This is a genomic window from Citrobacter sp. Cpo142, assembly GCF_030332425.1.
Lineage (GTDB): Bacteria > Pseudomonadota > Gammaproteobacteria > Enterobacterales > Enterobacteriaceae > Citrobacter > Citrobacter portucalensis.
In genome coordinates, this window is sequence record NZ_JAOWHW010000116.1 from 1 (window position 1) to 17,684 (window position 17,684).

A 17,684-nucleotide genomic window follows, 5' to 3' on the forward strand; every position below is an offset into this window, starting at 1 on the left:
AATACGCAGCATGGTCTCCAGCGGATAGGGCCGTCGGCCATTGCCCGCCTTGGGATAAAACGGCTCGATGACAGCGGTCATATTCTGCCATGGCAGAATCTGCTCCATGCGGGAGAGGAAAATCTCTTTTCGGGTCTGACGGCGCTTAGTGCTGAATTCACTATCGGCGAAGGTGAGTTGATGGCTCATGATGTCCCTCTGGGATGCGCTCCGGATGAATATGATGATCTCATATCAGGAACTTGTTCGCACCTTCCCTTGAAGAGAGGGGAGCATCGCTTGTATTGTCGGCCATTCTGGCGCGCCGTCGAGTCCCTTTACTGAACGATCCAGCGTGGCATATCCGGCAAAGAACTCAGGATTGTCATAGATATTCTGTGACATAACATCTCCATCCATTAATTATTAAAATTATTTAATCTATATTATTCACGAGGTGTATATTTTTCTGATTATATATTTTTATTGCCAAAGATGTATTGCCACGCGTAACTAAAAAAGCAACAGCGACAAGTCGTAATCTCTGCACATCTTTTCTTACCTGTATATCTCCATGAATCGTAATTCTGTGTTTGTCACGACGGCATTGTTGCCGCTTTTTGTTCTGATGTCTGGCTGCGCGCCGATGCATGATGACCGCCAGTCTCTGTCACAGCAGACGCCTGCCGCAAATGTCGATACCACATTGCCTGCCGCGTTAAAAAATGGCTGGCCGGACAGCCATTGGTGGAAGGCATATCACGACCCCCAGCTTAATGCGTTGATTGACAGCACGTTGCGAAATTCTCCTGATATGCAGGTCGCGGAACAGCGCATTCAACTGGCGGAGGCGCAGGCTAAGGCCGTGGAAGCGCAGGATGGCCCGGAGATCGACTTCTCCGCAGACGTTGAGCGTCAGAAAATGTCAGCCGAAGGGCTGATGGGACCTTTCGCCATAACCGATCCCGCAGCAGGAACCACGGGGCCGTGGTACACCAACGGTACCTTTGGTTTAACTGCAGGCTGGAATCTGGATCTGTGGGGTAAGAATCGGGCCGAAGTGACTGCGCGCATTGGAGCCGTTAAGGCGCGTGAGGCTGAGCGCGAGCAAACCCGACAGCTGCTGGCGAGCGGTGTCTCCCGTCTTTACTGGGAATGGCAGACGCAGGCCGCGCTGAAAACCGTGTTGACGCAAATCGAAAGCGAGCAGCAAAATGTGATAACCGTCGATCGTCAGCTATATCAAAACGGCCTCACTTCTTCGGTGGAAGGTGTTGAAACCGATATCGATTCCAGCAAAACAGAGCAGCAGCTGAACGATGTCAGCGGTAAAATGAAGGTGATTGAGGCGCGCCTAAGCGCGTTGAGCAACTCGCAGTCCGTTGCCCTGAAGCTCCATTCGACCAAACTGCCCGTGGTTGAAAGTCAGCTCCCGTCCCAATTGGGCTACTCGCTGCTGGCCCGTCGACCAGATTTGCAGGCAGCACACTGGTACATTGAGTCATCGCTGAGCAGTATTGATGCGGCGAAAGCGGCGTTTTATCCCAATGTGAATCTGATGGCATTTTTACAACAGGATGCGTTACATCTGAGTGACCTGTTCCGCCATTCCGCGCAGCAAATGGGTGTAACCGCCGGGCTGACGCTGCCTATCTTTGACAGCGGCAGACTGAATGCGAATCTCGATATTACGAAAGCGCAAAGTAACCTGACGGTGGCGAATTACAACAAAGCTGTGGTGGATGCGGTGAATGACGTGGCACGTGCGGCATCGCAGGTAGAAACACTGGCGCAGAAAAATCAGCATCAGCAGCAGATTGAACATGACGCTCAGCGCGTAGTGGGGCTGGCGCAGGCGCGCTTTAATGCAGGTATTATTGCGGGCTCCAGGGTTAGCGAGGCAAAGATCCCGGCATTACGTGAGCAGTGCAACGGTCTGCTTTTGCAAGGCCAATGGCTGGATGCCTCAATCCAGTTGACCAGCGCGCTGGGCGGCGGTTATCACGCATCCTGATTTAATCGGCCCGCCGGTGTTCCGCTGTCGGGCCATCTTCATTGCGCTTTACGCGTGCTTCGACGTTTCATCCACCAGCGGACGCCCGCGACTATCGCGATAACCAGCACCAGCCAGATGCCATGCTTGATATGCTGGTCGAGGCTGTGCAGCCACGGCGCGATCACTTCACCACCGACGTAGCCGAGGGTGGTAAATAGCAATGCCCAGACAAACGCGCCAAGAATATTCAGCGGTAAAAAGATCTTCGGCGGCAGGTGACTGGCGCCAATCAGTAAGGGACCAATAACGCGAAAGCCGTACATAAAGCGAGTACCGACAACAAACAGGTAAGGACGTCGTTGGATCATTTTCTGCGCATAATGAATTTTCGCCTGATGGCGCGAGAAACGACGCAGAATTTTGCCGCCAAAACGACGTCCGAGTAAATAGAGCAACTGATCGCCAATCATCCCACCCAGCGCGACCGAGAGCACCACCAGCGGGAATTTCAGGACTCCCTGATGCGCCACGACGCCGCCTAACAGGGTAATGGTTTCACCTTCTGCCAGGCTGCCGATGATTAACGCAGCATAGCCGTATTGCGCAACATAATGCGTTATATCCATACGTTGTATGACCTCCACTGGTCATAGCATACACCCAATGAATACTTGATGCCGGAAAAGACGCATAGTAGCGCTTAACGTCGTTCAGTTCCCTAATGCCTGATGGCGCTTCGCTTATCAAGCCTGCGGCTTACACACTTTTTACTCGGCGCTTCGGTATTTTTCATGTGTACATAAAATAATCAAAAGCTGAATTATACTTGAAGTGTTGAGGTCCGGAGCTGACAAGAAGGGGGCGGTATGAACCATGTCTGGGGGCTGTTTTCCCATCCCGATCGTGAAATGCACGTGATCAACAGCGAAAACGAAAGTGTTTCGCATCACTATACCCACCATGTACTGCTGATGGCGGCAATCCCGGTTGTTTGCGCATTTATCGGTACCACGCAAATCGGCTGGAATTTTGGCGATGGCAATATCCTGAAGTTATCTCTGTTGACCGGATTTGCGATGGCAATTCTGTTTTACGGGGTGATGCTGGCAGGCGTCGCCGTCATGGGCCGGGTTATCTGGTGGATGGCACGTAATTACCCGCAGCGCCCGTCGTTGGCCCACTGTATGGTCTTTGCAGGGTATGTTGCGACGCCGCTGTTTTTAAGCGGATTGGTCGCACTTTATCCGCTGGTCTGGCTGTGTGCATTAGTAGGAACGATCGCGCTATTTTACACCGGTTATTTACTCTATCTCGGCATTCCGACGTTCCTGAATATCTCTAAAGAGGAAGGCCTGAGCTTTTCCAGTTCAACACTGGCGATCGGTGTTCTGGTACTGGAAGTTCTGCTGGCGATTACGGTAATCCTGTGGGGTTACGGCTATCGGTTATTTTGACGGATAAACCTGTCTGCGCTGCGTTGTTGACGTAAAAGTCAGCAACGCAGCATTTCGAGACGATTCTCCTGTGGCGGCAAACCTGCCGGATCGCTATGATGCCTGAGCTAGCTTGAGATAATACTTAGTCTCTGGCGGTGTGCGTTGTGACGTGCGTGAACCATTATCAGAAATCTCATCATGCTGAAATTCCGAGTTTCATTATTAAGCCTTGCCCTGGTGCTGGCCGTTCCTTTTGCACCCCAAGCCGTGGCTAAAACGGCAACTACCGCAGCAGCTTCTCAGCCTGAGATAGCGTCCGGTAGCGCGATGATTGTTGATCTGAATACCAACAAAGTTATCTATTCGAACCACCCGGACCTTGTGCGTCCGATTGCGTCGATTACCAAATTAATGACCGCGATGGTGGTGCTTGATGCACGACTGCCGTTGGATGAGAAACTGAAAGTTGATATCAGTCAGACGCCGGAAATGAAAGGCATCTACTCTCGTGTGCGACTGAACAGTGAAATTAGCCGTAAAGACATGCTGCTGCTGGCGCTGATGTCATCAGAAAACCGTGCGGCGGCGAGCCTGGCGCATCATTACCCTGGCGGTTATAACGCGTTTATTAAGGCCATGAATGCCAAAGCGAAAGCGCTCGGCATGACTCAGACTCGATTTGTGGAACCAACCGGCTTATCGATTCATAACGTATCGACCGCCCGTGATTTAACCAAGCTGCTGATCGCCAGCAAGCAGTATCCGCTGATTGGCCAGTTAAGCACCACGCGTGAAGATATGGCGACCTTTGCCAACCCGGCTTATACGCTGCCATTCCGTAACACCAACCATCTGGTATACCGCGATAACTGGAATATTCAGTTAACCAAAACCGGGTTTACCAATGCGGCAGGACACTGTCTGGTGATGCGCACAGTGATCAATAACAAACCGGTGGCGCTGGTGGTGATGGATGCGTTCGGTAAATATACCCACTTTGCCGATGCCAGTCGTTTACGTACCTGGATCGAAACGGGCAAGGTGATGCCGGTTCCGGCGGCGGCGCTGAGCTATAAAAAGCAAAAAGCCGCGCAGATGGCGGCGGCAGGTTCGGCGACGGGCGAGCAAACCGCACAGAACGATTAAACAAGACGTCTTATCCGGCCTGCACAAAACTAATGTGGCTGTAGGCCGGGCAAGCGAAGCGCCCCCGGTAACATGCCCGGTGGCGCTTATCTTTTTCTGGTTTACGACTCTTTCCAGAACTTTTGCTTACTCGTTTTACCAATCCCCGGATTCATACTGTTGGTGGGGTCATTCTCGCGGTAAAAACGGGTTAATGTTTCCGGTGCTTTATACAGATGTCCGACGTTATGCTCTGCCGGATACTGTGCTCCGCGCTCGTGCAGAAGCTCCAGCATCTGCTCTTTCAGCGCATGCGCATCCACGCCTTTTTTCACTATGTAATCCTGATGGAAGACGTAGCACATAAAGTGGCCGTAATAGAGTTTGTGCACCAGTTGGCTGTCGATCTCTGCAGGCAGATGCTCGTACCATTCGGTATCGTTCCGACGCAGTGCGATATCCAGCGCCAGAATATCTTCCACTTCATCGGCATGTACTGCCTGATAACGAATCGCCGCGCCAGCCGCCGCAAAGCGATGCAAAAACGCCTTGCTGCCTTCTTCCGGTGTACAGGCAAAGAAGTCGCCTTCAGCGGTTTTGAAAAACTCGCTTAGCCAGTTTTGCGCTTCAGCCACGCCGCCACCGGCCATTTTTAACAGCAGGTGATGTTCATACTTATCGCGCCAGCTTTTCATGCGCGCGGGTAAGTGGCTGGGGAACAAATGGCCAAATTTCTGCATTGCCCGATCGGTGAAATGCGGACGGAAAATTTTCACTTTTTCCAGCATCGCATCGGTGCGACCTTTCAGGGTGAAGAAGAACGGCATTTTGTCGGTGCCGAGCTTGTCGATCATCAGAAACGTATCTTTGCCGTATTGCTCAGCGATGTCATAAATATCGCGGTGCATATATTCACCGGCGACCGGCAGATGCTCAAATTTTGCCAAAATATGACGGCGGATCTCCGTCAGCACCTCTGGCTGGTTGGTACCGATGTAAAAGACCTGCTGGTTTTTTTCGGCTTCGAAGGTGTCCAGACGCACAGCAAAAACCGCGAGCTTGCCTGCACAACCGGATGATTCAAACAACCGGTCCGGATCGGCGTTATAGCGAGCGGGCGTGTCCGCCTCAATATCTCTGACGCGGGTAACGTAGTCGTGATCGTGTGCATGACGTCCATCGTGGCGCACATCGTCATCTTTGATACGGTCGTCATCAAGTTTGCTAAGGATCTGTTCCGGGGTCTGGCCCAGTTCGATACCCAGATGGTTAACCAGCTGTAATTTACCCTGCTCGTCAATACGCGCAAACAGCGACATCTCCGTGTATGCCGGACCGCGCTGAACCAGCGAGCCGCCGGAGTTGTTACAAATACCGCCAATCACTGAAGCGCCGATACAGGAAGAGCCAATCACCGAATGCGGCTCACGGCCAAACGGTTTGAGCGCTTTTTCCAGTGAATAAAGCGTGGTGCCGGGATAGGCCAGCACCTGTTCGCCTTTGCCGATGACGTGCAGCTTATCAAGGCGCAGGGTGCTGATAATGACAATCTCGCGATCGTAATCATTACCGCTCGGCGTAGAGCCTTCGGTCAGGCCAGTGTTGGCGGCCTGCATCAGGATAATTTTATCTGCGGCGACGCAAGCGTTGAGGACGCGCCACAGTTCTAAAAGCGAACCAGGGAACACCACGGCGAGTGCATCGCCCTGACCGGAGCGGAATCCCTTGCGATAGCGGGCGGTTTTAGCAGGGTCTGTGAGCAGGTGTGAATGACCTACCAGACGGGTCAGTTCATTCAGAAAAGCTTTATTATCTGTTGTAATGGAAGACATTCTCCACTCCTTGTGGTGGGACTCAATATCAGGAACAAGCATAGCGCTTTGTATGACAATACGCTTTCTCATTCATATTGTCTCTGGTTCGTCTTCTACTGATTCGCGCTGGTTTTGAAAATTAGGAGAATAACCTTAGCTTTCTTTATCACTCCCGTTTAGTCTTACGGCAAACTGCGGTTTTTGTTATATTTTCGCTGCCTGGTCGGGAAAAAATAAAGAGAGAATCAACATGAAATGGCTATGTTCTGTAGGTGTCGCGGTGAGTCTGGCGTTGCAACCAGCGCTGGCGGACACGCTGTTTGGTAACCATCCTCTGACGCCAGAAGCGCGGGATGCATTCGTTACCGATTTACTTAAACAGATGACCGTGGATGAGAAAATTGGGCAACTACGCTTGATAAGCGTCGGGCCTGATAACCCGAAAGAAGCCATCCGCGAGATGATCAAAGACGGGCAGGTTGGGGCAATTTTTAACACCGTCACGCGCCAGGATATCCGCAAAATGCAGGATCAGGTGATGGAGCTCAGCCGCCTGAAAATTCCTCTCTTTTTTGCCTACGACGTATTGCACGGCCAGCGTACCGTGTTCCCGATAAGTCTCGGCCTGGCATCCTCTTTTAATCTCGATGCGGTCAGAACCGTTGGCCGTATTTCTGCGTATGAAGCCGCTGATGATGGTCTGAATATGACCTGGGCGCCAATGGTCGATGTCTCTCGCGATCCACGCTGGGGCCGTGCCTCGGAAGGCTTTGGTGAAGACACGTATTTAACGGCTACGATGGGTAAAACCATGGTGGAAGCGATGCAGGGGAAAAGCCCGGCGGATCGCTATTCGGTGATGACCAGCGTCAAGCACTTCGCCGCCTATGGCGCGGTTGAAGGTGGCAAGGAATATAACACCGTCGATATGAGCCCGCAGCGTCTGTTCAACGACTATATGCCGCCGTACAAAGCTGGGCTGGATGCCGGTAGCGGTGCGGTAATGGTAGGGCTTAATTCGCTGAACGGTACGCCTGCAACCTCAGACGCCTGGCTGCTAAAAGACGTGCTGCGTGATGAATGGGGCTTTAAGGGTATTACCGTTTCCGATCACGGCGCGATTAAGGAACTGATTAAGCACGGTACCGCCTCCGATCCTGAAGATGCGGTGCGTGTGGCGATCAAATCCGGCATCAACATGAGTATGAGCGATGAGTATTACAGCAAATATCTTCCGGGCTTGATTAAATCCGGCAAAGTGACGATGGCGGAGCTGGACGACGCCGCGCGCCACGTGCTGAACGTGAAATATGATATGGGGCTGTTTAACGATCCGTACAGCCATCTGGGAGCCAAAGAATCTGACCCACAGGACACCAACGCAGAAAGCCGTTTGCATCGCAAAGAGGCGCGTGAAGTGGCACGCGAAAGCCTGGTGCTGCTGAAAAACCGTCTGGAAACGTTGCCGCTGAAAAAATCCGCCACCGTGGCGGTTGTCGGTCCGCTGGCCGACAGCAAGCGTGATGTGATGGGCAGTTGGTCCGCCGCTGGTGTTGCCGATCAGTCGATAACGGTACTGACGGGGATTAAAAATGCCGTCGGCGATCAGGGCAAAGTGCTGTACGCCAAAGGGGCGAATATCACCAACGATAAAGGCATTGTCGATTTCCTCAACCTGTATGAAGAAGCGGTGAAGATTGACCCGCGTTCGCCGCAGGCGATGATCGATGAAGCCGTTAACGCCGCGAAGCAATCAGATGTGATTGTCGCGGTAGTCGGTGAAGCGCAGGGCATGGCGCATGAAGCATCCAGCCGCACCGATATCACCATTCCGCAAAGTCAGCGTGACCTGATTGCTGCGCTGAAAGCCACGGGTAAACCTCTGGTTCTGGTGTTGATGAACGGTCGTCCGCTGGCGCTGGTTAAGGAAGATCAACAAGCCGATGCGATCCTCGAAACCTGGTTTGCCGGGACGGAAGGCGGTAACGCCATCGCCGATGTGCTGTTTGGTGATTACAATCCGTCAGGCAAGCTGCCGATGTCTTTCCCGCGCTCTGTTGGACAGATCCCGGTCTATTACAGCCATCTCAATACCGGTCGTCCGTATAACGCCGATAAGCCGAACAAGTACACGTCGCGCTACTTTGATGAAGCCAATGGTCCGTTGTATCCCTTTGGTTATGGCCTGAGCTACACCACGTTTACGGTTTCTGATGTGAAGCTCTCTTCTCCGACGATGAAGCGTGACGGAACCGTGACGGCCAGCGTGCAGGTGACCAACACCGGCAAGCGCGAAGGTGCAACGGTGATTCAGATGTATTTACAGGATGTGACCGCCTCCATGAGTCGTCCGGTAAAACAGCTGAAAGGTTTTGAAAAAGTGAATCTTAAGCCAGGTGAAACCCAGACCGTCAGCTTCCCGATTGATATTGAAGCGCTCAAATTCTGGAATCAGCAGATGAAATACGATGCAGAGCCTGGCAAGTTTAACGTCTTTATCGGTGTGGATTCCGCCAGAGTGAAGCAGGGCGAATTCGAACTGCTTTAATTGACGAGTAAATTCATGCAGCAGGCCTGATGGCGCAATGCTTATCAGGCCGACTAAATCGTATCACCCGGCAAATTCATATTGGGTTTGCCGGATTTTTTTTATTTTATTATCGCCTTACCGCTAATAACTCTCAGTGTTACCACCCAATAGCCAGGTTAAGGCTTGATTTTTCGACTATGCTTTTTCCTCAAGTCTCTGAAAAGGGCCGCAAAAGGATGAGGAGTACAGCATGATAATCTCAAAAGTATCGGTGGGTTCGCTGGCGCTGTTAGCCGCGATAAGCCTGCCCTTACAGGCCGCGTCACCCGTCACGGTCGGTTCAAAAATCGATACCGAAGGGGCGCTGCTCGGCAACATTATTTTGCAGGTGCTCGAAAGCCATGGCGTGAAAACCGTCAATAAAGTACAGCTGGGTACTACCCCAGTGGTGCGTGGGGCAATCACCTCCGGTGAGCTGGATATTTATCCGGAATATACCGGTAATGGCGCATTCTTTTTTAAAGATGAAAATGATCCCGCGTGGAAAAATGCGCAGGCCGGATTCGAGAAAGTGAAAAAGCTGGACGCAGAGCAAAATAAGCTGGTCTGGCTAACGCCTGCTCCTGCCAACAATACCTGGACCATTGCAGTACGCCAGGATATCGCGCAAAAGAACAAGCTTGAGTCCCTTGCTGATTTAGGCCGTTACCTGAAAGACGGGGGAACGTTCAAACTTGCCGCCTCTGCTGAATTTATCGAGCGGGCTGACGCGCTGCCTGCGTTTGAAAAAGCCTATGATTTCAAACTGAATCAAAACCAGCTGTTGTCGCTGGCAGGAGGAGATACCGCGGTGACGATTAAAGCGGCGGCGCAGCAGACTTCTGGCGTCAATGCGGCGATGGCTTATGGCACCGATGGCCCGGTTGCGGCGCTCGGTCTGCAAACTTTAAGCGATCCAAAAGGTGTCCAGCCCATTTATGCGCCAGCACCCGTTGTGCGTGAATCGGTGCTGAAAGACTACCCGCAAATGGGAGAATGGCTACAACCGGTTTTTGCCAGCCTGGATGAAAAAACGTTGCAGAAGCTGAATGCCAGTATTGCCGTGGAGGGGCTGGATGCGAAAAAAGTTGCAGCAGACTACCTGAAGCAAAAAGGATGGGTGAAGTAACGGAGTTTGCAGCAGGTGGGTGTTTTGTCAAAGATTTCAGTTAATCGGGTGCTGTTGTTACTGGTACTTCTTACCTTCGCGGCGGCAGCGCTGCCTTTCATTAGCTATGCGCCTAATCGCCTGGTCTCTGGTGAGGGGCGCCAACTCTGGGATATCCGGCCCGACATGGCGTGGGGATTGGCAGTAGCCTGTTTGCTGCTGTTTCTTCTGTGCTTTGTACCGGGAAAGCCCGGCAATATATTGACGCTTGTTATTAGCCAGTTGCTGGTTATAGCAGCGCTGGTAACCGCAGGAACAACGGCAACGTATCTGGCCAAGACGGGAAGTCCACTGGCCAGAACCAGCCTGGGCAGCGGGTTCTGGTTGGGGCTAGGACTGATGCTGCTGGCCGCCAGTGACGCCATTCGTCGCATCACCGAACAGGCGTCATGGCGCTGGCTGTTGCACGCGCAAATGTTTATTTTGCCGCTGGTGCTTTTGTTCTCCGGCACGTTTAACGATCTTTCCCTTCTTAAAGAGTATGCCAACCGCCAGGATGTTTTTAACGACGCCCTGGCACAACATCTGACAATTCTGTTCGCTACCGTGGTGCCCGCACTCGTGATTGGCGTGCCGCTGGGCATCTGGTGTGCTTTCTCTGTCGCCCGTCAGGGACCGATATTTGCGGTACTGAATATCATCCAAACCATTCCCTCCGTCGCGCTGTTTGGCCTGTTGATTGCGCCCCTTGCCGGGCTGGTGAAGCATTTTCCCTTGCTGGGTTCACTCGGCGTCGCCGGAACCGGCCTGACGCCTGCGCTTATTGCGTTGGTGCTGTATGCGCTGTTACCGCTGGTGCGCGGCGTAGTAGCTGGATTGCATCAGGTTCCACGCGATGTGCTGGAAAGCGCCCGAGCGATGGGGATGAGCACTTTCCAGCGATTTGTCTCGGTGCAGTTTCCACTGGCGCTGCCGGTCTTCTTGCGCAGTTTGCGGGTGGTGATGGTGCAAACGGTGGGAATGGCGGTGATTGCCGCGCTGATTGGCGCAGGGGGATTTGGCGCGCTGGTCTTTCAGGGATTGCTCAGTAGCGCCGTCGATTTAGTGTTGCTGGGCGTGATCCCGGTTGTGGTACTGGCGGTATTGATTGATGCGCTGTTTGATTTAGGGCTCGCGCTGTTGAAGGTAACAAACAATGATTGAATTTCGCCATGTCAGTAAAACCTATGGTCAGCAAACAGCCGTTGACGACCTTAATCTGCGGTTGGGGGAGGGCAGCTTTTCGGTGTTAATTGGCACGTCAGGTTCCGGGAAATCCACCACGCTGAAAATGATCAATCGGCTGGTTGAACATGACAGCGGACAGATTCGCTTTGCCGGGGAAGAGATCCGCAGCCTACCGGTGCTGGAGCTAAGGCGGCGCATGGGATACGCGATTCAGTCTATTGGCTTGTTTCCCCACTGGACCGTCGCGCAGAACATCGCCACGGTTCCGCAGTTACAAAAGTGGTCGCGTTCACGTATTGATGACCGAACAGACGAACTGATGGCGCTGCTGGGTCTTGAGGAAAGTTTGCGCCATCGTTATCCGCATCAGCTGTCTGGCGGGCAACAGCAGCGGGTCGGCGTGGCGCGTGCCTTGGCGGCAGATCCGCAGGTACTGCTGATGGATGAGCCTTTTGGCGCGCTGGATCCGGTCACCCGCGGTGCGCTGCAGCAGGAGATGACGCGTATTCATCGTCTGCTCGGGCGTACCATTGTGCTGGTGACGCATGATATCGACGAGGCGCTAAGGCTGGCGGAGCATCTGGTTCTGATGGATGCAGGAAAGGTAGTACAGCAAGGCACGCCGCTGTCGATGCTGACTGCACCGGCGAACGAATTCGTGCAAACATTCTTTGGCCGTAGTGAACTGGGCGTACGTCTGTTGTCGCTTCGCATGGTAGGGGATTTTATCCGTCGCGGTGAACACACCGCCGGTGAACCGTTGGTAGATGAAATGACGCTGCGTGATGCGTTGTCGGTGTTCGTAGCGCGCGGTTGCGACGTCTTGCCGGTCGTGACCCCGCAGGGGGTGTCCTGCGGGACGCTTCATTTTCGTGATTTGCTTTCCGAGATGCCGACCCGTGAAACGTCTTGCTGATCCGTTGTTATGGCTTATTGTCCTGTTTCTGGTCCTGTTAGTTGGGTTGCCTCATAGTCAGGCCTTGTTCAGTGCGCTATTTCCGGCGCTACCGCGTCCCGTGTATCAGCAGGAAAGTTTTGCGGTGCTGGCACTGAGCCATTTTGGCCTGGTGGGGATTTCAAGCCTGATTGCCGTACTTATTGGCACCGGGGCCGGTATAGCGGTAACCCGGTCCTGGGGCGCGGAATTCAGGCCCATGGTGGAAACCATCGCCGCCGTGGGACAGACCTTTCCGCCAGTTGCTGTGCTGGCGATCGCCGTACCGGTGATGGGATTTGGTCCTGAACCGGCAATTATCGCGTTGATCCTGTATGGCGTATTACCGATCTTGCAGGCAACGCTGGCGGGACTCGGCGGAATTTCACCCAGCGTGATGGATATTGCCAGCGGAATGGGCATGAGTCAGGGGCAGCGGCTGCGTAAAGTCGAGTTGCCGCTGGCGGCCCCGGTGATTCTGGCCGGGATTCGCACGTCGGTGATTATTAATATCGGCACCGCAACCATCGCCTCAACCGTTGGGGCGAACACGCTGGGTACGCCGATTATTATCGGGCTGAGTGGGTTCAATACCGCCTATGTGATTCAGGGGGCGCTGTTGGTCGCGCTGGCGGCGGTAATTGTTGACCGCGGGTTTGAGAAATTAGCGAGACATCTTACCCGGCACGTAAAATAAAGGTATAGCCTGCCAGCATGACACCGCCGATACCGCCGATGGCCATCAGCAGGAAGAGGGTAATGACACCGATTTTAGCTGCGCTCATTATGCACTCCTTATGTGAATTCAAGGATTGTACACGTTTGTTAATAGAATATTAAGAGCCTATCTCAGTAGGTGTTATTGGCGCAGACAGTTTGAACACGGCCAGCGCGGAAGAACCGGAGCGTACACGTAGTACGTGAGGATTATTCGCTACGCTTACCCTCCGGGCCGCCCTAAAGGGCGTTCAAAACTCTCTGAGTGTTGTCTGAGCACTGCCCTGGTTCGAAATGGCAAGCAAAATAGCCCTAATGGGCCAGGCTCTAAATACCGAGTGGATAAATATCGTGACCTAACGCGCGCCATTCATTCAGCTGTTGCTGCTGAGCGGGTGTTTGGTTTTCGCCGCACCAGACAAGCAAGGTGCGACCTTCAAACAGCTCCGGTCGCAGTTGGTTCAGCGAATGGGCAAGGACGTCAATGCGCCATCCCTGCTGGCTGGCGACCCAACCTTCCAGCCATAAGCGGGTCGTATCCTGAATGTTCCAGCCAACCACCAGAGCATCTTTCCCCTGTTTCTTACGTGCTGAGGCCAGACAAATCGCGATGTAGTTGATCAGTACGCCGTCGAGGATCCCCAGTAACGCCTGCAGGATCGGCTGTTGGCATTGCAGACGTCGGCGTAACGGAATGAACAAATGGGTGTTGAGCGTTTGTGCGGGATAATCCTGGCCACGCTCTTTGATCCATAGTCTGAGGCTATGCAGATTATTACTTTGCAAATAGCTCAACAGCGTCTCTTGTTGTTCACGCCAACCGTTATGCACATCAATGCTCTCATTGCTGAGCAACATTTTAACCTTACTTACCTGGACACCGTTGTTTATCCAGCGTTTTATCTCGCGGCTCCGGTCAATATCCGCATCGTTAAACAGGCGATGCCCGCCGTCTGTCCGCTGCGGTTTAAGTAATCCGTAACGCCTCTGCCACGCGCGTAAAGTGACAGGGTTGATATCACAAAGCAAAGCCACTTCACCTATTGTGTAAAGCGCCATCGTCGTCTCACTCTTGCTCGCGAGGTCCCAGTTTTACTTTAGACGCTCTTTTGCGAACCAGGTAGTTTTGTCTGTTTTTTGATCTATGAATGGGTGAGTTTGTAACCATGCTCGCGCTTTCGAGTGATCGTTCTCACAAATTCGTCTTTTTTTGCAACACTTCAAAGAAAGTTACACGCAGCCCATGTATGTTACGCGCTTTTAAGTGATGTGTGGTTGGCGGGTATGTACGAGTTTAATCTGGTGTTGCTGCTGCTTCAGCAGATGTGTGTGTTCCTCGTTATCGCGTGGCTCATGAGCAAAACGCGTTTGTTTATCCCGCTGATGCAGGTGACTATCCGACTCCCGCATAAACTGCTTTGCTATGTTACTTTTTCCATTTTCTGCATTTTAGGCACCTATTTCGGGCTGCATATCGATGACTCTATTGCTAACACTCGCGCTATTGGCGCGGTGATGGGCGGGCTGCTTGGCGGCCCTGTGGTCGGTGGCTTAGTTGGTCTTACCGGCGGTTTGCATCGTTATTCTATGGGTGGGATGACAGCGCTTAGCTGCATGATCTCGACCATTGTGGAAGGGTTGCTCGGCGGGCTGGTGCACAGCGTGCTCACCCGTCGTGGTCGTACCGATAAAGTCTTTAGTCCGCTGACTGCGGGGGCGATTACCTTTGTCGCCGAACTGGTGCAGATGCTGATCATCTTATTAATTGCCCGTCCGTTTGACGATGCGTTTCGGTTGGTCAGCAATATTGCCGCACCTATGATGGTAACCAATACCGTGGGCGCCGCCTTGTTTATGCGTATTTTGCTCGATAAACGGGCGATGTTTGAAAAATATACCTCCGCTTTTTCCGCCACAGCACTCAAAGTTGCCGCCTCAACGGAAGGTATTTTACGCCAGGGGTTCAACGAGGTTAACAGCATGAAGGTTGCTCAGGTGCTGTATGAAGAGCTGGATATCGGTGCGGTGGCGATTACCGATCGTGAGAAACTGCTGGCATTTACCGGTATTGGTGACGATCACCATCTACCCGGAAAACCTATTTCATCGTCATATACCCAACGCGCGATTGAAACCGGAGAGGTGGTGTATGCCGATGGGAATGAAGTTCCTTACCGTTGCTCTTTGCACCCGCAATGCAAATTAGGCTCGACGCTGGTGATCCCTCTGCGAGGTGAAAACCAGCGGGTAATGGGGACCATCAAACTGTATGAAGCCAAAAACCGCCTCTTTAGTTCGATCAACCGTACGTTGGGGGAAGGGATCGCCCAACTGCTTTCGGCACAGATTCTGGCCGGGCAGTATGAGCGGCAAAAAGCGATGCTCACGCAGTCGGAAATAAAACTCCTGCACGCCCAGGTCAATCCCCATTTTCTGTTTAATGCACTTAACACCATCAAAGCTGTGATCCGACGCGATAGCGAGCAGGCCAGCCAACTGGTGCAGTATCTGTCGACGTTCTTTCGTAAAAATTTAAAACGCCCGTCGGAAATTGTGACGCTGGCCGATGAAATTGAACACGTTAATGCTTATCTGCAAATTGAAAAGGCACGATTCCAGTCGCGTCTTCAGGTGACCTTGACGGTGCCAGAAGAACTTTCGCATCAGCAATTACCCGCCTTTACTCTGCAGCCCATCGTGGAGAATGCCATCAAACACGGCACTTCTCAGTTACTGGATACCGGTGAAGTATCGATTACCGCCCGTCGCGAAGGGCAATATCTGATGCTGGATATTGAAGACAATGCTGGGCTGTATCAGCCAACCTCAGAAGCCAGTGGACTGGGTATGAATCTGGTCGATAAACGACTGCGCGAGAGGTTTGGCGATGATTTTGGCATCAGCGTAGCGTGTGAACCTGACCGCTTTACCCGAATCACTTTACGACTTCCTCTGGAGGAACTGGCATGATCAAAGTGCTGATTGTCGATGACGAACCGTTAGCCCGGGAGAATCTGCGGATCCTGTTGCAAGAGCAAAGCGACATCGAGATTGTCGGTGAATGTTCGAATGCGGTGGAAGCCATTGGCGCGGTGCATAAATTGCGTCCGGATGTTCTGTTCCTTGATATTCAGATGCCGCGAATCAGCGGCCTGGAAATGGTTGGTATGCTTGATCCTGAGCATCGTCCATACATTGTTTTTCTGACCGCCTTTGATGAGTATGCGGTGAAAGCCTTCGAAGAACATGCGTTTGATTATCTGCTCAAGCCGATTGAAGAAGCACGGCTGGAAAAAACGCTGATCCGTTTGCGTCAGGAGCGCACCAAGCAGGATGTATCACTGCTACCAGAAAATCAGCAGGCACTGAAGTTTATTCCGTGCAGCGGCCATAGTCGGATTTATTTGCTGCAAATGGATGATGTGGCGTTTATCAGCAGTCGCATGAGTGGTGTGTATGTGACGAGCAGCGATGGTAAAGAAGGCTTCACTGAGTTGACGCTCAGGACGCTGGAGAGCCGTACTCCTCTGCTGCGTTGTCATCGGCAATATCTGGTGAATATGGCGCAATTGCAGGAGATCCGTCTGGAAGACAACGGTCAGGCGGAACTGATTTTGCGTAATGGACTGACCGTTCCGGTGAGTCGTCGTTATCTTAAAAGTCTAAAAGAGGCGATTGGACTGTAAAACTGATACACTGCGCGCCATTGCATCACCGACAGTTGAAGGCTCTATGCTAAGTAACGATATTCTTCGTAGCCTGCGCTACACCCTAAAAGCGAACAATAACGACATGGTGCGTATTCTTGCGCTCGCTGACATGGAATCCACCTCCGCAGGTTTCGATACCTGGATGACAAAAGAAGATGAGGCAGGGTTTGTTCGTTGCCCGGATATCATTCTCTCCGGTTTTTTAAACGGCCTGATTTATCATCTGCGTGGTAAAGATGATTCTGCACCGGAACTGGCGCTGGAGCGTCGTGTTAATAACAATACGGTGCTGAAAAAGCTGCGTATCGCTTTTTCGCTGAAAACCGACGATATTCTGGCTATTATGACCGAGCAGAAATTCCGTGTGTCGATGCCGGAAATTACCGCCATGATGCGTGCACCTGATCATAAGAACTATCGCGAATGCGGCGATCAGTTCCTGCGTTATTTTCTGCGTGGTTTGACATCACGGGTACATAACGCGAAGCCATAAAGAAAAAATGGGCGACGCCGATTAACATCGGGTCGCCGATGGTTTACTTCACTTCTTTAAAACCCGCCGATTCCATTACCGTTTGCATTTGCTTCATGCTGATGTTTTTATCGGCGTTTTCAGATAGCTTCATCCCTGAAATAGCCTGCAACGCTTTTATATCAACTTTTTCCATATCGATAGTGACATTTTCTTGCGCGTAGGTATCTGAATAGGTGAGTTTTTCTTCTATGCCAGTAATGTTTTGATATTTGGCGCTTAATGCGTCGAATACTTTTGCTGCCTCCTCTTTATTGCTGGCACCGACTGACGCATAGCTAATTTTACTTTCGGAGATTTGCTTCAGGACTTTATCACCTTTATAGGTGTAAGAGACGGTGATATCAGAACCATTAAGGTTGGCATTGAATGTTTTTGTCTCTTCTTCATCACCACATCCCGCCAGGGAAAAAACCACAATCGATGCCACGGCGAGAGAAAATAATTTTTGTAACGCTTTCATGTAAAACTCCATTTCATGAATATCGGATGTTAAATAATAACGTCCACGAATCTGGTGAGCTCAGACTACCTTGA

At 52.1% G+C, this 17,684-nt stretch carries 17 protein-coding genes and 1 pseudogene; 11 read left to right on the top strand and 7 right to left on the bottom strand.

The genetic code is table 11. The features are described 5' to 3' along the window. Window positions 1-189, bottom strand: a 189-nt coding sequence (locus OGY18_RS12165) for a transposase (protein ID WP_043001733.1), incomplete at its 3' end; no start/stop codon positions are given. 66 nt (window positions 190-255) lie between these two features. Next, a pseudogene (locus OGY18_RS12170) lies at window positions 256-384 on the bottom strand (SAM-dependent methyltransferase); the annotation flags it as partial. 169 nt (window positions 385-553) lie between these two features. Here OGY18_RS12170 and mdtQ point away from each other — a divergent pair. Then, window positions 554-1,993, top strand: coding sequence for a multidrug resistance outer membrane protein MdtQ (gene mdtQ / locus OGY18_RS12175; protein ID WP_286553155.1), 1,440 nt, complete (start codon window positions 554-556; stop codon window positions 1,991-1,993). Window positions 1,994-2,031: 38 nt separating this feature from the next. Here the strand turns inward: mdtQ and OGY18_RS12180 are convergent, their stop codons facing one another. Further along, window positions 2,032-2,601, bottom strand: a complete 570-nt coding sequence (locus OGY18_RS12180; RefSeq protein WP_126317691.1) for a DedA family protein — start codon at window positions 2,599-2,601, stop codon at window positions 2,032-2,034. A 240-nt stretch (window positions 2,602-2,841) separates the two neighbouring features. Here OGY18_RS12180 and OGY18_RS12185 point away from each other — a divergent pair, with 240 nt between their 5' ends. Next, a complete protein-coding gene (locus tag OGY18_RS12185; protein ID WP_003834475.1) occupies window positions 2,842-3,429 on the top strand; it encodes a Yip1 family protein in 588 nt (195 codons plus the stop codon). Window positions 3,430-3,609: 180 nt separating this feature from the next. Next, window positions 3,610-4,557 carry a D-alanyl-D-alanine endopeptidase gene (gene pbpG, locus OGY18_RS12190; RefSeq protein WP_003027363.1) on the top strand — a complete coding sequence of 316 codons (948 nt, stop codon included), beginning with the start codon at window positions 3,610-3,612 and terminating at the stop codon, window positions 4,555-4,557. A gap of 101 nt (window positions 4,558-4,658) precedes the next feature. On the opposite strand, the gene dld is transcribed toward pbpG, so the two are convergent. Then, window positions 4,659-6,368, bottom strand: coding sequence for a D-lactate dehydrogenase (dld, locus tag OGY18_RS12195; protein WP_003834473.1), 1,710 nt, complete (start codon window positions 6,366-6,368; stop codon window positions 4,659-4,661). A 232-nt stretch (window positions 6,369-6,600) separates the two neighbouring features. Between dld and bglX the strand changes: the two genes are divergently transcribed. The 5 genes from bglX to OGY18_RS12220 all read left to right on the top strand — a co-directional run bounded on the left by bglX (window position 6,601) and on the right by OGY18_RS12220 (window position 12,885). Continuing rightward, window positions 6,601-8,898: a beta-glucosidase BglX gene (bglX, locus tag OGY18_RS12200; RefSeq protein WP_286553158.1), complete on the top strand. Its 2,298-nt coding sequence runs from the start codon at window positions 6,601-6,603 to the stop codon at window positions 8,896-8,898. 232 nt (window positions 8,899-9,130) lie between these two features. Continuing rightward, the gene (gene osmF / locus OGY18_RS12205) at window positions 9,131-10,048 is read left to right on the top strand and encodes a glycine betaine ABC transporter substrate-binding protein OsmF (RefSeq protein WP_125112588.1); all 918 of its coding nucleotides are present in this window, start codon (window positions 9,131-9,133) and stop codon (window positions 10,046-10,048) included. A 15-nt stretch (window positions 10,049-10,063) separates the two neighbouring features. Beyond that, entirely contained in the window at window positions 10,064-11,230 is a 1,167-nt protein-coding gene (locus OGY18_RS12210) for an ABC transporter permease (RefSeq protein ID WP_286553160.1), read from the top strand. Beyond that, on the top strand, window positions 11,223-12,170 hold the full coding sequence (locus tag OGY18_RS12215; protein ID WP_206159678.1) for an ABC transporter ATP-binding protein: 948 nt from the start codon (window positions 11,223-11,225) through the stop codon (window positions 12,168-12,170). Before OGY18_RS12210 ends, OGY18_RS12215 begins: the two co-directional genes overlap by 8 nt. After that, window positions 12,154-12,885, top strand: a complete 732-nt coding sequence (locus OGY18_RS12220) for an ABC transporter permease (RefSeq protein WP_128316781.1) — start codon at window positions 12,154-12,156, stop codon at window positions 12,883-12,885. The genes OGY18_RS12215 and OGY18_RS12220 overlap by 17 nt, the downstream gene beginning before the upstream one ends. Here OGY18_RS12220 and OGY18_RS12225 read toward each other — a convergent pair. Together OGY18_RS12225 and mlrA are read right to left on the bottom strand one after the other, a co-directional pair. Next, window positions 12,866-12,973, bottom strand: a complete 108-nt coding sequence (locus OGY18_RS12225) for a protein YohO (protein WP_003027354.1) — start codon at window positions 12,971-12,973, stop codon at window positions 12,866-12,868. The genes OGY18_RS12220 and OGY18_RS12225 overlap by 20 nt on opposite strands. A 259-nt stretch (window positions 12,974-13,232) precedes the next feature. After that, window positions 13,233-13,964 (bottom strand): HTH-type transcriptional regulator MlrA, encoded by a 732-nt coding sequence (gene mlrA / locus OGY18_RS12230; RefSeq protein ID WP_286553164.1) that lies wholly within the window; start codon window positions 13,962-13,964, stop codon window positions 13,233-13,235. Between the two features lie 225 nt (window positions 13,965-14,189). Here mlrA and OGY18_RS12235 point away from each other — a divergent pair, with 225 nt between their 5' ends. Genes OGY18_RS12235 through OGY18_RS12245 form a run of 3 tightly spaced genes read left to right on the top strand, consistent with a single transcriptional unit; the run spans window position 14,190 to window position 17,108 of the window. After that, window positions 14,190-15,875 (top strand): sensor histidine kinase, encoded by a 1,686-nt coding sequence (locus OGY18_RS12235; RefSeq protein WP_003834458.1) that lies wholly within the window; start codon window positions 14,190-14,192, stop codon window positions 15,873-15,875. Further along, the gene (gene btsR, locus OGY18_RS12240) at window positions 15,872-16,591 is read left to right on the top strand and encodes a two-component system response regulator BtsR (protein ID WP_003840155.1); all 720 of its coding nucleotides are present in this window, start codon (window positions 15,872-15,874) and stop codon (window positions 16,589-16,591) included. The genes OGY18_RS12235 and btsR overlap by 4 nt, the downstream gene beginning before the upstream one ends. 46 nt (window positions 16,592-16,637) lie before the next feature. Beyond that, entirely contained in the window at window positions 16,638-17,108 is a 471-nt protein-coding gene (locus OGY18_RS12245; protein WP_003834454.1) for a YehS family protein, read from the top strand. 43 nt (window positions 17,109-17,151) lie between these two features. On the opposite strand, the gene OGY18_RS12250 is transcribed toward OGY18_RS12245, so the two are convergent. Continuing rightward, window positions 17,152-17,610 (bottom strand): YehR family lipoprotein, encoded by a 459-nt coding sequence (locus OGY18_RS12250; RefSeq protein WP_284969285.1) that lies wholly within the window; start codon window positions 17,608-17,610, stop codon window positions 17,152-17,154. Between the last annotated feature and the right edge of the window lie 74 nt (window positions 17,611-17,684).